The following is a 14,186-nucleotide window of genomic DNA, read 5'->3' as shown; positions in this document are numbered from 1 at the left end:
ATGAAAAAATTATTTTTATGGACTACATATTTTTTATTATCCTTAATATTTTTACTGCCTTTCATTGGAATATTTTTAAATAGTATGAATTTTAAGATGTGGGAATATGTATTAAAATCAGGAAAAACTTATGATAGTTTAATAACTACGCTTTTAGTTGTTATTATAACAATGTTTATAAATTTTATAATTGGAACTCCCATAGCTTCTTTTATGGCTAGGGAAAATTTTAGCGGAAAGATATTTATAGAGTTTTTAATCATTCTTCCACTAATTATTCCGACAATGGTCAGTACAATGGGAATTCAATTTGCATTTATAAAATTAAATTTAATAGAAACAGCATTGGGAGTTGCCATTGTTCATAGTGTAACAACAATGCCTTACTATATTCAAAGTATGAGAGCAGGATATGTGACTTTAAATAAAGATTATATAAACTTAGGAAAAGTTTTAGGTGCCAACTCCGTGGAGCGTTTTTTAAAAATAACTTTGCCTATAATCTATCCGTCATTTTTAGTTGGAATGTCTTTAGTTATTATTGTTTCATTAGCTCAATATCTAGTAACTTTTATAATTGGCGGAGGTCAAATTATGACGCTTCCAATTTTAATGATGCCATATTTAGTTGATGGAGGGATTACTAATGGAACGGTTTATAGTATAATATATGTTGCTTTTACATACTTTTTAGTTTTTTTAGTAGACCGAATAGTAAAAAATATTTATAGAAAGAGAGAGTATTAAATGATAGAAATAAAAGGGGTGTCTAAATCCTTCTCTGGATTTTCACTAAAAAATATAGATATCTCTATAGAAGATGGTGAGTTTATTGGAATATTAGGGCAATCTGGATCAGGGAAATCTACTCTTTTAAATTTGGTAGCGGGTTTAGATAAAGATTTTAATGGTGAAATATTGATAAATGGAAAAAATCCAAGTAGAATAATAAAAGATGGAGAAGTAGCCATGGTTTTTCAAAAAGATTTACTTCTTCCACATCTAAATGTTTGGGAAAATATAGCTTTTGGATTAAAAATTAAAAAGGTTTCAAAGGATGAGATTGAAAAAAGAGTGAAAGATGCCATATTAGAAATGGATTTAGTGGGAAAAGAAAAAAGATTTCCCAGTGAATTAAGTGGTGGAGAAAAACAAAGGGTTTCTATAGCCAGAGCCATAGTGACAAGACCTAAACTTTTATTGATGGACGAACCTTTTTCAGCCTTAGATTTTAATTTGAGAGATAGAATGCAAAAAATGGTTAAAAAGCTTCATGAAAAATTACAAATTACAATTATATTTGTAACTCATGATAGAGAGGAAGCCTTTTATTTGTCTAATAAAATTGGGATTATGTTTAGAGGAGAACTTTTAGACTATGGAACTCCAAAAGATTTATATAATAATCCTAAAAATGTCTATACAGCAAAGTTATTAGCTATAGAAAATATATTTTCAAGAGAAGTATTTGAAAAGCTTTTTAAGTGTGAAGTAAAGAAGTGTAAGTTTGTTGCTCTTAGAGGGAAGAGTATTAAAGTTATAGAGAGTTCGAATTTAAAGGGAGTAGTTCATGAAATAAACTTTAAAATGGGGGGATATTCAGTAGTTATCTCTTTAGGAAACGAAAAAGTAACTTTAGTGGAGGAGAAAGAGTTTTTATATGAGGTGGGAGATGAGGTATCTTTTACTTACAATGACAATGAGAAAATTTTAATAGGAGAGCAAAAATAGATGTTAGATACATATTGTAGAAAATATATCCAACCGTTGATAGGAGTTGGAGCAGAAACAGCTATGAAGATTGGTTTAAGTGCAAATGCTGTCACAATAATAGCTATGTTATTGGGGATTTTTAGTGGGTGTTTAGCAGCTTTTGGATTTAATATTCCAGCAGTTTTAATTTTATGGTTTTCTGGATACTTAGATGCTGTAGACGGAACAATAGCTAGGAAAACAAACTCTTCATCGCCATTTGGAACTGTAATGGATATTACTTTTGATAGAATGGTTGAGGGTGCAGTTATATTGGGAGTTGCATATAAATATAGTGAGTTTAGTTTTCTCTCTCTTATCCTAGCAGTAAGTATAATTATATCAATGACAATATTTTTAACAACAGGACCACTAGCTGAAAATAAAGGAGAAAAAACATTTTACTATCAAGCTGGATTAGCAGAAAGAACTGAAGGGTTTTTAATGTTGAGTTTAATGATACTTTTAAAGGAGAATGCAGGAGTTGTAATAAATATATTTACAGCGATGGTACTGTTTACAGCTTTCCAAAGATTTGTAGAAGCTAAAAAAATATTGAAATAGGAATATTGATTAAATTAAGAGAAGTCTAAAAAATAGACTTTTCTTTTTTTATTTTTAGATAAATTGTTCTTAGAATGAAGAAAAAAAAATATAATCTGGATTAAAAAATAAACAAAAAATACAAGTATATTAGTATAAATATATTTAAGTGAACTTATGATTTAATGGTTTCTTTTTAAGAATAATAAAAAATGGATAGAAATAGAGCAAAAAAAACTTTGAAATTAACCCTAATAAAAAATTGACAAAAACACTATTTTTAATTAAAATTCTGAATATAAACAAATCTTTTCAAATAAAATTCATATTAAAAGTTTTAAAAACAAACATTTTAAATCCAATTTAACAATAAAATAAAATTTCAAAATAAATATAGACTACGATCTACCTTGAACGGTGTTTAGTTATGATGTATAAACTTTTTTAAGTTTATAAAAATATATTTATTAATAATAGTATAAATATATTTTATACTATATATTTATATTTTTATTTGAAAAGTATCATTATATTTAAATATTGGAGGAGAGCATGGAAAAAATCTACGACTTAATAATCGTTGGAGCAGGGCCAGCAGGACTAGCTGCAGGAATTTATGGAGCTAGAGCAAAAATGGAAACTCTAATTTTAGAAAAAGGAACTATAGGTGGAATGGCTGCAAAAACTACTGAGATAGTTAATTATCCTGGAATACCAAAAACATCTGGAGAAAAACTAGGTGAAGTTATGTCTAAACACGCAGAAAAATTAGGTGCTACGATTGTAAGAGATAGCATAAGAACAGTAGAATTAAATGGTGAGATAAAAGTTTTAAAAAGCAGAAGAAAAGAGTATAAAGCTAGAAGTGTAATTTTTGCAACAGGAACTAGACCTAGAGTCCTAGGAATTCCTGGGGAAGTAGATTTTAAAGGTAGTGGTGTGGCTTATTGTGCTACTTGTGATGCTGAATTTTTCTCAAATCAAGAGGTTGTTGTTGTTGGAAGCGGAGATCAAGCTATTGAAGAGGGAATGTTTATATCTAAATATGCTTCAAAAGTAAAAGTTATAGTTCTTCATGATGAAGGAGTATTGGATTGTAATAGATTGAGTGCAGAGGAAGCTTTTAAAAATCCTAAAATAGAGTTTATTTGGAATTCAACTTTAGATGAGATTATAGGAGATGAATCTGTAGAAAGAGTTAAAGTTAAGAATTTAAAAACAGGTAAAATAACAGATATCTCTTGCAAAGGTGTATTTTTCTTTGTTGGAATGATTCCTAATACTGAATTTTTAGAAGAAACAGAGTTAAAACTTGATAAAAGAGGTCACATTGAGTGTGATACTTTATTAAATTCATCAATTTCTGGTGTTTTTGTAGCTGGAGATGTAAGGGAAAAATATTTAAAGCAGGTTATAACAGCAGCAGCGGATGGAGCTATAGCAGCAGTAGCAGCAGAAAAATATTTAGAAGAGATGAATATTTATATAAATAGAATCAAGGATAAAAATGTAGCTATTGGTTTTTGGAACTCATTAGATAGCGATGGATTAAAATATCTTTCTGAAAAAGAAAAAGAGTTAAGAGAGAATAACATAGAAGATTTTATCTATATTGATATTAGAAAAAATAGGTATTTAGCAAAATTTTTTGATAAAGAAAATATAGATAGTCCTGAGCTAATAATTAACAAATAAAAAATAAATATATAAAATGGGGAGGTTACAAAATGGGTCATCCAACAATTTATCCAACAGGAGCAACGATTTACAATCCAGAAAAAGCATGGAGTGGGTATACACTTTTTCCTTTAAAAGGGCAAGGAGTAATGCTAATAGACATGAACGGAGGAGAGATTAGACTTTGGGAAAATTTAAAAGGTTTTCCTGCAAAGATGTTTCCAGGAGGATACGTTTTAGGTAGCAAAAGAGAGAGAAGTTCAAAGTTTGGAATGCAAGATTATGAGGATGTTGTACAACTAGACTGGGATGGAAATGAAGTTTGGAGATTTGATAGATATGAATATATCGAAGATGAGGGGATGGAGCCAAGATGGATGGCAAGACAGCATCATGATTATCAAAGAGAGGGAAATCCAGTTGGATACTATGCACCTGGTATGGAACCAAAGGTACATGGTGGAAAAACTTTAATCCTTGGACATAAAACAGTAAGAAATTTAAAAATATCAGATAAATTATTATTAGATGATGTTATTTATGAAGTTGATGAGGATGGAAAAGTAATTTGGGAGTGGGTTTGTAATGAACACTTTGATGAGTTCGGATTTTCAGAAGAAGCTAAAAATGTTTTATTTAGAAATCCAAATTTAAGAAGTGTAGAACCAGAAAAAGTTGGAGACTGGATGCACATAAACTCAATGTCAGCTTTGGGTCCTAACAAGTGGTATGATGCTGGTGACGAAAGATTCCATCCAGATAACATTATATGGGATGGTAGAGAAACAAATATAATTGCTATTATCAGTAAAGAAACTGGAAAAGTTGTATGGAAAATCGGTCCATATTACAATACTCCAGAGTTTAAGCACTTAGGATGTATCATTGGACAACACCACGCTCATATGATTCCAAGAGGGTTACCTGGAGAAGGAAATGTTCTTGTATTTGATAATGGTGGATGGGCAGGATATGGTGCACCAAATCCTGAGTCTAAATACGGAGAGAAAAATGCAAGAAGAGATTACTCTAGAATATTAGAAATAGACCCAGTTACATTAGAAATTGTATGGCAATATACACCAAAAGAAGCTGGATTTGTAATGCCACTAGATGCTTCAAGATTCTACAGTCCATTTATAAGTGGAGCTCAAAGATTAGCAAATGGAAATACTTTAATAACAGAGGGATCTAATGGAAGACTGATTGAAGTAACTTCGAGCTATGAGATTGTATGGGAATATATAAATCCATATTGGGATAAAGAGATTATGAACATGAATATGATTTTCAGAGCTTATAGAGTTCCTTACGAGTGGGTACCTCAATTGGAAAAACCAGAGGAAACTCCAATTAAAAAAGTTGATGTTTCTACATTTAGAGTTCCTGGGTCAAAACCTTTAGGTGGAGCGACAAGAGTTGCTGTTGACGGAGTTTCGCCATGGGAAAAATCAAATGCTTTAAATGCATGTGTAGCTGCTGGAGATGAAACAGAAGAAAAACCTAAATTATTTAAAATTAACTCTACGTTATTTGCACATTTAGATGAAAAAAATCTTAAAGATGAAATCTCTAAAGTTAAAGATATAGGAATGATATTTATTGGAGCGGAAAGATGTAAAAATTGTATGGCTCTTCAACCTATATTAGAAGAGTTAGTTCCAATTTATAAAGAGGAAGCTAATATGGTTGCATTCCATTTAGATGCTGATAAAAATAAAGAGTTTATGAGTAAACATAATTTGAAGTCAATTCCAGTTTTATTGTTAGTAAAAGATAACGAGATTGTTGACAGACTTTCAGGATTTAATCCAATTGATGAAGTTGAAGAGTTTATAGAAAGAAATCTATAGGAGGATTAAAAATGAGAGAGATGGAGAGTGAAAGAGCCTTAGAAGGCTCTTTCTATACAATAAATAGGGATTTTTATAAATGGATTGGAACAATTACAATATTAATTATAATTTGGGTGACAGCTCAAAGTTATAGTTTAGACTATAAAACATCAATGTTTTTTGTAATTACTATATTTGCTGTTTTACTCTGGTGTTTTTCATTAATTCCAGACGCTATAACAGGTCTACTATTGCCGACTTTGTATGTTGTATTTAAAGTCGCCTCACCGAATACAGCTTTTAAACCTTGGACATCGACAATCCCTTGGTTAGTTTTAGCAGCTATGCTAATGTCAACAATGCTGAATGAAACTGGTGTAGCTAGAAGAATAGCTATCTGGAGTATTGCAAAATTTGGAAAAACATTTGCAACAATTCTTTTAGGAATAACTTTAGCAGGGATAATTATAACTCCATTTATTCCATCGGTTATTGCTAAAATAGTAATTTTTAATATCATAACAATGGGATTGATTGAAACTTTAGGTTATAAACCTAAAAGTTTAGAAGCAACATTATTAACAATGGCTGGTTTTTTCGTTATCTCAACTTTTAGACTTGGATTTGCAACAGGAGATTCAGGAATTATAATTGGATTAAATTATGCTCAGCAAATTACTGGCCAAACTTTAACTTGGATGCAATATTTAATTCATAATTTACCATATATATTCTTCTATACTTTTGGTTCCCTAGGAGTATTGGTTTTATTTGCAAAGAATGCTAAACCTTTAACTGCAGAAAAAAGAACACTGTTAGAAAAAAAATATTTGGATTTAGGGAAAATAAAAGATAAAGAAAAAAAGGCTTTTATAGTTATGGGAGTTGCACTTCTATTTATGTCTACAGAAAGTATTCATAAAATCAACTCAGCTTGGATTTTAGTAATTCTTTCTTCATTATTTTTTATACCTAAACTGGGATTATTAAATAATGAGAGTTTAAAAAAAGTAAATTTACTATCACTTCTATTTATTGTAGGGGCCATGAGCATAGGAAGCGTTGCATCAGAGACTCAGGCTATAAATATAATAAAAGATTTTCTACAACCATTTTTCAAAGGATCAAACTTTTCTATAATAACAGTATCATATATTTCGGGTATTTTATTAAATTTTTTACTTACACCATTAGCAGCTATGTCTTCTTTCACAATCCCTTTAATACAACTAGGACTTGAAAATAATATAAACCCTTATGTAATGACATATATTTTTCAAGTTTCTTTAGATCAATATCTATTACCATATGAATTTGCAGGATTATTATTGGTTTATACTTCAGGATACGTATCTTTAAGTACCTTAATAAAGATTCTTATAGTGCGTATGTTTTTAGGATTAGTTATTTTATTAGGAATAGCTTATCCATGGTGGAATATTTTGGGAATAATATCAAGTTAATATTAATCTATAATAAAAATAATAAAATTAAATATTTGTTTTAGAAAAATACCACCCAATTTTTATTTTTAGTGGTATTTTTTATTATACATATTTCTCGTATTTAGATAATTTTAATATCGCTTTATTTAGATGAAATTTGAATATATTAATTAATTCTAGTAAAATCAACAAAATAAAACTCGTATTCTTCACATAATACGAGTTTTAGAAAAATTAAATAAAAATTTATCTCTATAAAATTTACAAATATTTTGACATTATTTCGTAACACTTATCCATTTTAATTTGTTTAAATATCAAATTACAAATTATATCAATTAAAAATTAGTTCTAATAATTTTTTTAAAAAAAGAGAATAGATAATGCTTAATCACACATTTATTCTCTCTTCCTTATTCTTTTTTAGTCAATATACTCTATATTTAATTTTTTTATTCTTTCTCTGAAACCATAAAAATCAATACCTAATTCTCCATTTTTTATCTTTTTTAAAGTTTCCATCTCTTTATGCTCTCTCTTTTTTGCAGATTCAAGAGCTTTTTCTATCTCTTCTTGTCTTACAACAACAACTCCATCATCATCAGCTAAAATAAGATCTCCAGCATTTATCTGTATTCCAGCACAAACTACTGAACCATTTACCGTTCCAGGTTTTATTTTAGTTGTTCCACTACAAACTACAGCTGTAGTCCAAACTGGAAATCCTAACTCTCTTATTCTTTTAGAATCTCTTATCCCACCATCAATTATTAATCCTTTTACACCCTTCTCCATAAGAGATTGAACTAAAAGGTCCCCTATCATACCGTGTTTATTCGATTCTCCTTCAGTTGTTACTACCAATATATCTCCCTCTTTACAAAACTCTACTGCTGCATGAATCATAAGATTGTCTCCAGATCCACATTTTACAGTAATTGCAGGACCACTTACACAACTATCCATCTGAATAGGCTTTATCCTATCATTTAAAAGGCCCTTTTGTCCTTGAGCTTCATAAACTGTGGCTACCCCTAGTTCTTGAAACTTCTCATATACCTCATTTGATTTTCTTTCAATGCTTTTTTTTATTTTGTACTCCAACTCTAAATCTGCCTCCTATGTATAAAAAAATTTTGCCCCCCTACTAACAGAGAATTATATTTAATTATAAATTAATTAAATATAAATGGATAATAATCTTTTAATGCTGTAGCTATATTTTCAATATGATTTTTTATCATCTCTTGAGATTTTTCTACATCTCTTTCTTTTAATGCTTCTACAATTGATATATGCTCATTTATAGATTGATTTTTACGTCCAGGAATCAATATAGTTTTAAGTTTATATCTATTAAGTTGATTTTTAATTACCTCTACAGATTTTACTGCAACTTTATTTGAACAACTATCATAGATTATTTTATGAAAAATCTGGTTGTTTTCGGAATATTTAACTAAATTATTTTCTTCAAAACATTTTTTCATATTTTCCATAACTTCAGACAACTTTAGTAGTTGTTCCTCTGTAATCTCCTGAACAACTTTTGTTATTATTAAAACTTCAAGAGCTAATCTTACCTCTAAATAATCAAGGACTTCCTGTAAAGTAAATGATTTAACCCTTGCTCCCTTATTTTTTTCTAAAACTATTAGATTTTCATTTTCAAGTTTTATAAGTGCTTTTTTTATTGTATTTCTACTAACACTTAAACTATTTGATAGAAAAACTTCTGTTAAATTTTCATTGGGTTTATATTCTCCTGAAATAATTTTTTTTCTGATTTCTTCATAAACAAAATCCATTTGATTTGGCATAGTTTCTCCTTTCATACAACATTTTACACTACAACATTGTTCAACAATATTGTAGTACATAACATGATTTATGTCAATCTTATTGAATTTTATTTTAAAATTCTTTCTATTCTGTCATTTATTAGAGGTAAAACTTCACATATATGCATCCCAGTACTATTTCTAATCAAATTCGTATCTGGATATAAAATAACCTCATCTCCTTCACAAATAGAATTATCACCAGCTATAAAAGTATTATCCATTGTCACAGATAATATTTTATAGGGCTTTTTATTTATTATACACATACTTTTTTCATTACATTTTAAAAAGCCATCTCCATATCCGATTTTTATTTTTACAATATTTTTATAATCTTCATTACTTAAATCATCTTTTAAAGTATATGCTAAGTACTTCGAATCTTTAATATCTTTTATTCCAGCTACTTTTCCCTTTAATTGAAAAACTTGTTTTAGTCCTTCATGGAAAAATCCTTCTTCCTGTAATCCATAAATAAATATTCCACTTCTCATATGAGTCATAAAATCTTGAGTTCCATAAAATAAAATTCCAATGCTATTTTGAATGTGTATCATTTGAAAGTTTTCTTTTCCTAAAAATAATACAATTTCACTAAATCTATCTATTATTTCCTTTCCTTCATTGAAATCAGTAGCATAAAGATGAGAATAAATTCCACTAAACTCTAGATTTTTATCGACTATATAAGATTTTAATTTTAAAATATCTGATATTTCTATCCCGTTTCTTCCAAATCCAAAATCTATTTTTAGCTGAATTTGTTTCGAAGAAATGCCATTAGCTACTAAATTTTTAAGCTCTCTGAAGCTGTTAGCAGTCACAATTATAGAATCATAATTTTTTATATAAGAAAAATAACTTTGATCTATAGTTTCAAAAACTAAAATTTTACACTCCTTCAGCTCTTCATTTTTCAAAATTTTCAGAGCTTCATTTAATCGAGCAACACTAAACTCTTTATAACCATTTTTATATAAAGCTTTAGCAACAAGCTCTATTCCATGACCATAAGCATTTGCCTTAATAACAGGAAGTATACTTTTTTTATATTTTTCTTTAAGATAATTAATATTATTTACAAGATTTTTTTCTGAAATTTCCATAAAAAATGACTTTGTTTCCATAATTATATACCATACTTTTCTTTTAAACTTTGAATAGTTCCATCATCTAACATCTTTTTTAACTCTGTATCAATTTTATTTTTTAGCTCTTCGTCACTTTTATTAAAGGCCATTGCTTTACTTTCTCCAGAGGCAATCCCGATGCTTTCTATTTCAGGATTATTCTCTATATATTTTTGAGCAACACTTTCATCTAATAACATAGCATCTATTTTATTAGCTTTTAATGCTAATAAGGCTGATGTATGTCCAGTAAAAGGAATCACTTGTGCACCTGGGACTTGTCTTGCAATTCCCTCTTCAGTTGTACCTAATTCTACACCAAATTTTTTATTTTGTAGTTCATTTGAACTTTTTAAATTATTGTTTTTTAAGACTATATAACAAATATTCGGAGCTATATACGGTGTTGAAAAATTAATGAAATTTTTTCTCTCTTCAGTTACAGTCATTCCAGCTATAATCATATCCACCTTTCTTGTCTGTAAAGCTGATATAAGCCCATCAAAATTCATATTAAACCATTTATAATTAAATCCTACTCTTTTAGAAAGCTCTTCAATAATGTCAGCATCAAACCCAACAATTTTATTATTTTCTAAATATTCATAAGGTGGATATTCAGCATTTGTTCCAATCACATAAATCTTTTCATTAACCTCTGTTTTTTTCTCCTCTTTTGTACACCCTAAAAATACTACAAATAATAAAGCTATCATTGATACAATAATCTTTTTCATCTTCTTCCCTCCATAAAAAATTTTATAAAAAAATACCTGCCTTAAAAGACAGGTATTAACCACAAAAATATAACTAAAAACTATTTAATCAATAAAAAATCGATTAAATTTTAATTATAAAATAAAGTAATTGAGCCTACTATCTCTAAGGATTACAAATTTATTGAGTTGCTTTGTATTCCTTAAATTCCTTAGCATTATCTTCCTCCTTTTATAATTTTGTCAGATTATAACATCTAAAGTTTTAGAAGTCAACAAAATCCGTTATACAAATAATATATTCCAATAACACATTTTATATATTGTACAAAGATATTTTTTTTATATATACTTGTTAAAATAAATTAAAGAGGAGAGCAACTATGAAAATAGCAATAAATAATGGACACTTAATTGATCCTAAAAATAATATATCTGAAAAATTAAATATCAGTATTGAAAATGGTAAAATAGTTGAGCTTTCTAAAAATATTTTAATTGGAGATAGGATAATTGATGCAAATAATTTATATGTAACTCCTGGATTTATCGATATGCATATGCATGAAGATAAAATATTGGATAAAGAGATTAAGATTAATATTTTTGAAAAACTTTTAAAAATGGGTGTCACTTCTGCTATAGGAGGAAATTGTGGAATTGGTATTGAAAATATTAGTGAATATTTAAAATTAGTTGATCTTGGATTTCCTATAAACTATGGAACACTTTTACCTCATGAAATTTTAAGAAAACACATTGATATTCATGATAGATATGCAAATTTAGATAATAAAAATATAGAGAAAATGTATCGTTTTGGAAAAAATCTTATAAAAGAAAATGGTCTTTTAGGAATAAGCTTTGGTATTGAATATATTCCAGGAATAGATTTTAATGAATTAATAACTTTAGCTAGACTTGGAAAAAATAGAGTTGTTTCTGCTCACTTGAGAGAGGATGGAGAGAATGTTTTAAAATCTTTAAATGAACTTTTAGAAATTGGAAAATTCACGGACACCCATTTACAAATTTCTCACATAGGAAGTATGGCTGGATACGGACAAATGAATAAATTTTTAAATGAAATTGAAAATAAAAAAAAACAGGGCACTAAAATAATGTGTGATTGTTATCCATATAAAGCTTTTAGTACGCTAATAGGTTCGGCTGTTTTTGATAATAATTATATTGAAAATCATAATTTTAGTTATGAACAACTCCAAATTGCTAGCGGTCCATTAAAAGGTAATCTATGCACAAAAGAGATTTTTGAACAATTAAGAAAAACTGCTCCTAAGACTCTTGTTGTTGGTCATATGATGATTGAAAAAGATATTGATACTGCTATTTTAAATAAAAATACCGTTATTGTCAGTGATGGAATTTTAACTGAATTAGGTGAAGGACATCCTAGAGCAGCTGGAACTTTTCCAAAGTTTTTAAAAGAGTATGTAAAAGAGAAAAAATTGCTATCTATAGAAGAAGCTATTGAAAAAATAACATTTTCTCCAGCTAAAATACTTGGAATAAATAAAGGCTCTTTAGAAATTGGAGCTGACGCCGATATTACAATTTTTTCTTTAGATGAAATTGAAGATCAAGCAACTTTTGAAAATACAACATTACCTCCAAAAGGAATAAAATATGTTATTATTAATGGCAAACTTTCTTTAATTGATAACGAAGTTGTAAATTTTAACTCTGGAAAATCTATAAGAAAATTTTTATGAAAAATATAAGACGATAGAAACCTTATAAATTTCTATCGTCTACTTTTTTAATTTTATTTCAATTCATCAACTTCCTCCTTAAATTGAGTTATATACATTTAATATTTGCATCATTACTCCATTGACAATAGCTTCCTCATCAATATCAAAGTTTCCATTATGAGCCTGGGTTTTTATATTTTTCTCGCTATTTCTAACTCCTAAAGTAAAAAATGCACCCTCAGTGGTTTCAATGAAATATGCAAAGTCTTCCACTCCCATATTGGCTAGCTTTTTTTCATAGATACTATCCTCTCCAAAAAGTTCAGTAGCACTTTTTTTAATAATATCTACAGATCTGTCATGGTTTATTAAAGCTGTATAGCCAGGCTCTATATCAATCTCACCCTTTCCACCAAAAGCTAAGGGTAGAGTTGTTACAATCTCTTCAATTCTTTTTTTCATTCTAGCTCTAACATCTGGATCTAAAGTTCTCAAAGTTCCTCTAAGCTCAATCTCATTTGATATAATATTCCCAGCAGTTCCACCATTTATTGTTCCAATTGTTATTACACCAGATTCTCTAGCATCTAAATTTCTACTTACAATACTCTGTAGAGCAATAATCACATGAGATGCTATTAAAAGTGCGTCCACACCTCTACTTGGATAAGCACCATGACAACTTTCCCCTTTTATCTTTATTTTTAAGGTATCTGAAGAAGCATTCATAGCTCCGTACTTTATTCCAATTTTTCCAACATCTATAGTTTCATCTACATGTAATCCATAAACAGCATTAACTCCATCAAGAGCTCCATCTTCAATCATAGGTTTTGCCCCTCCAACAGTTTCCTCAGCAGGTTGGAAAAATAACCTTATATTTACAGGTGGCTTCTCCTTTGTTTCATAAAAATATTTTGCCACTCCTAAAACTACAGTTGTATGTACATCATGTCCACAAGCATGACAAATTCCACTATTTTTTGAAGCATAATCAACACTTTTTATATCCTGTATAGGAAGTGCATCTATATCCCCTCTTAAAGCTATCGTTATATTTTTATTTTTCCCCTCAATCTCAGCTATCACTCCTGTATCAAATGAAGTTCTATGAAGAATATTCATCCCATCTAAATATTCACAAATTTTATCGTGAGTTCTAAACTCTTGAGTTCCTAGTTCTGGGTGCTCATGAAAATCTCTTCTCACCTTTACTAACCAATTTTTTATATTTTCGCTGTGTTTTTTTAAAAATTCTCTATTCATAAATCGCATCTCCTTAAAATATATTTTCCAATAGTATATCATTTTTTTAGATTAACATCATTATCATCTTTACATAATGATATTAATTTAAATAAAACTCCCCAAAAAGTCTGATACTCAACTTTTTGGGGTCCCATCAGGAAAACGCGGAATAACAACGCTAAGGATTTTCCTGACCATTGATGCCCCCTTTATTTTCAATGTATTTCGACCATTTTTCATTCAAAAATTTTCTCAAGTAATCTAATTAGAGTTATTTCCAT

Annotated in this window: 12 protein-coding genes; 7 read left to right on the top strand and 5 right to left on the bottom strand. The window is 28.7% G+C overall.

Going from position 1 to position 14,186, the window contains the following annotated elements; translation table 11 throughout:
* From ACRC8M_RS02755 to ACRC8M_RS02730, 6 genes are all read left to right on the top strand, one after another.
* Window positions 1-747 carry an ABC transporter permease gene (locus ACRC8M_RS02755; RefSeq protein ID WP_438527742.1) on the top strand — a complete coding sequence of 249 codons (747 nt, stop codon included), beginning with the start codon at window positions 1-3 and terminating at the stop codon, window positions 745-747.
* Complete coding sequence (locus ACRC8M_RS02750; protein WP_438527741.1) at window positions 748-1,731, top strand: ABC transporter ATP-binding protein; 984 nt, start codon at window positions 748-750, stop codon at window positions 1,729-1,731.
* Entirely contained in the window at window positions 1,732-2,316 is a 585-nt protein-coding gene (locus tag ACRC8M_RS02745; protein WP_438527740.1) for a CDP-alcohol phosphatidyltransferase family protein, read from the top strand. It abuts the gene before it with no gap.
* A gap of 531 nt (window positions 2,317-2,847) precedes the next feature.
* Entirely contained in the window at window positions 2,848-3,990 is a 1,143-nt protein-coding gene (trxB, locus tag ACRC8M_RS02740) for a thioredoxin-disulfide reductase (protein WP_438527739.1), read from the top strand.
* A 32-nt stretch (window positions 3,991-4,022) separates the two neighbouring features.
* A complete protein-coding gene (locus tag ACRC8M_RS02735; protein ID WP_438527738.1) occupies window positions 4,023-5,825 on the top strand; it encodes an aryl-sulfate sulfotransferase in 1,803 nt (600 codons plus the stop codon).
* Between the two features lie 11 nt (window positions 5,826-5,836).
* Window positions 5,837-7,270: an SLC13 family permease gene (locus ACRC8M_RS02730; RefSeq protein WP_438527737.1), complete on the top strand. Its 1,434-nt coding sequence runs from the start codon at window positions 5,837-5,839 to the stop codon at window positions 7,268-7,270.
* Window positions 7,271-7,675: 405 nt separating this feature from the next.
* Here the strand turns inward: ACRC8M_RS02730 and ACRC8M_RS02725 are convergent, their stop codons facing one another.
* From ACRC8M_RS02725 to ACRC8M_RS02710, 4 genes are all read right to left on the bottom strand, one after another.
* Window positions 7,676-8,356: a 4-carboxy-4-hydroxy-2-oxoadipate aldolase/oxaloacetate decarboxylase gene (locus tag ACRC8M_RS02725; protein ID WP_438527736.1), complete on the bottom strand. Its 681-nt coding sequence runs from the start codon at window positions 8,354-8,356 to the stop codon at window positions 7,676-7,678.
* 71 nt (window positions 8,357-8,427) lie between these two features.
* Entirely contained in the window at window positions 8,428-9,072 is a 645-nt protein-coding gene (locus tag ACRC8M_RS02720) for a GntR family transcriptional regulator (RefSeq protein WP_438527735.1), read from the bottom strand.
* A gap of 89 nt (window positions 9,073-9,161) precedes the next feature.
* The gene (locus ACRC8M_RS02715) at window positions 9,162-10,223 is read right to left on the bottom strand and encodes an alanine racemase (RefSeq protein WP_438527734.1); all 1,062 of its coding nucleotides are present in this window, start codon (window positions 10,221-10,223) and stop codon (window positions 9,162-9,164) included.
* Window positions 10,224-10,225: 2 nt separating this feature from the next.
* Window positions 10,226-10,963: a transporter substrate-binding domain-containing protein gene (locus ACRC8M_RS02710; RefSeq protein ID WP_438527733.1), complete on the bottom strand. Its 738-nt coding sequence runs from the start codon at window positions 10,961-10,963 to the stop codon at window positions 10,226-10,228.
* A 362-nt stretch (window positions 10,964-11,325) separates the two neighbouring features.
* On the opposite strand from ACRC8M_RS02710, the gene ACRC8M_RS02705 reads away from it, so the two are divergent.
* Complete coding sequence (locus ACRC8M_RS02705) at window positions 11,326-12,675, top strand: amidohydrolase family protein (protein ID WP_438527732.1); 1,350 nt, start codon at window positions 11,326-11,328, stop codon at window positions 12,673-12,675.
* A 78-nt stretch (window positions 12,676-12,753) separates the two neighbouring features.
* Here ACRC8M_RS02705 and ACRC8M_RS02700 read toward each other — a convergent pair whose 3' ends face one another.
* Window positions 12,754-13,923 carry a M20 metallopeptidase family protein gene (locus tag ACRC8M_RS02700; protein WP_438527731.1) on the bottom strand — a complete coding sequence of 390 codons (1,170 nt, stop codon included), beginning with the start codon at window positions 13,921-13,923 and terminating at the stop codon, window positions 12,754-12,756.
* Between the last annotated feature and the right edge of the window lie 263 nt (window positions 13,924-14,186).

The sequence above is a fragment of the Cetobacterium sp. genome (assembly GCF_051653945.1).
Lineage (GTDB): Bacteria > Fusobacteriota > Fusobacteriia > Fusobacteriales > Fusobacteriaceae > Cetobacterium_A.
The sequence above is the reverse complement of the archived record's forward strand: the minus strand, read 5'-3'. Positions and strand labels throughout refer to the sequence as shown.

What these genes read in the sequence shown, in the direction of transcription:
- ACRC8M_RS02735 (WP_438527738.1), top strand. Translation starts at nt 4,023, where the DNA reads ATGGGTCATCCAACAATTTATCCAACAGGAGCAACGATTTACAATCCA.
- ACRC8M_RS02710 (WP_438527733.1), bottom strand. Translation starts at nt 10,963, where the DNA reads ATGAAAAAGATTATTGTATCAATGATAGCTTTATTATTTGTAGTATTT.
- ACRC8M_RS02705 (WP_438527732.1), top strand. Translation starts at nt 11,326, where the DNA reads ATGAAAATAGCAATAAATAATGGACACTTAATTGATCCTAAAAATAAT.
- ACRC8M_RS02745 (WP_438527740.1), top strand. Translation starts at nt 1,732, where the DNA reads ATGTTAGATACATATTGTAGAAAATATATCCAACCGTTGATAGGAGTT.
- ACRC8M_RS02720 (WP_438527735.1), bottom strand. Translation starts at nt 9,072, where the DNA reads ATGCCAAATCAAATGGATTTTGTTTATGAAGAAATCAGAAAAAAAATT.
- trxB (WP_438527739.1), top strand. Translation starts at nt 2,848, where the DNA reads ATGGAAAAAATCTACGACTTAATAATCGTTGGAGCAGGGCCAGCAGGA.
- ACRC8M_RS02700 (WP_438527731.1), bottom strand. Translation starts at nt 13,923, where the DNA reads ATGAATAGAGAATTTTTAAAAAAACACAGCGAAAATATAAAAAATTGG.
- ACRC8M_RS02715 (WP_438527734.1), bottom strand. Translation starts at nt 10,223, where the DNA reads ATGGAAACAAAGTCATTTTTTATGGAAATTTCAGAAAAAAATCTTGTA.
- ACRC8M_RS02730 (WP_438527737.1), top strand. Translation starts at nt 5,837, where the DNA reads ATGAGAGAGATGGAGAGTGAAAGAGCCTTAGAAGGCTCTTTCTATACA.
- ACRC8M_RS02755 (WP_438527742.1), top strand. Translation starts at nt 1, where the DNA reads ATGAAAAAATTATTTTTATGGACTACATATTTTTTATTATCCTTAATA.
- ACRC8M_RS02750 (WP_438527741.1), top strand. Translation starts at nt 748, where the DNA reads ATGATAGAAATAAAAGGGGTGTCTAAATCCTTCTCTGGATTTTCACTA.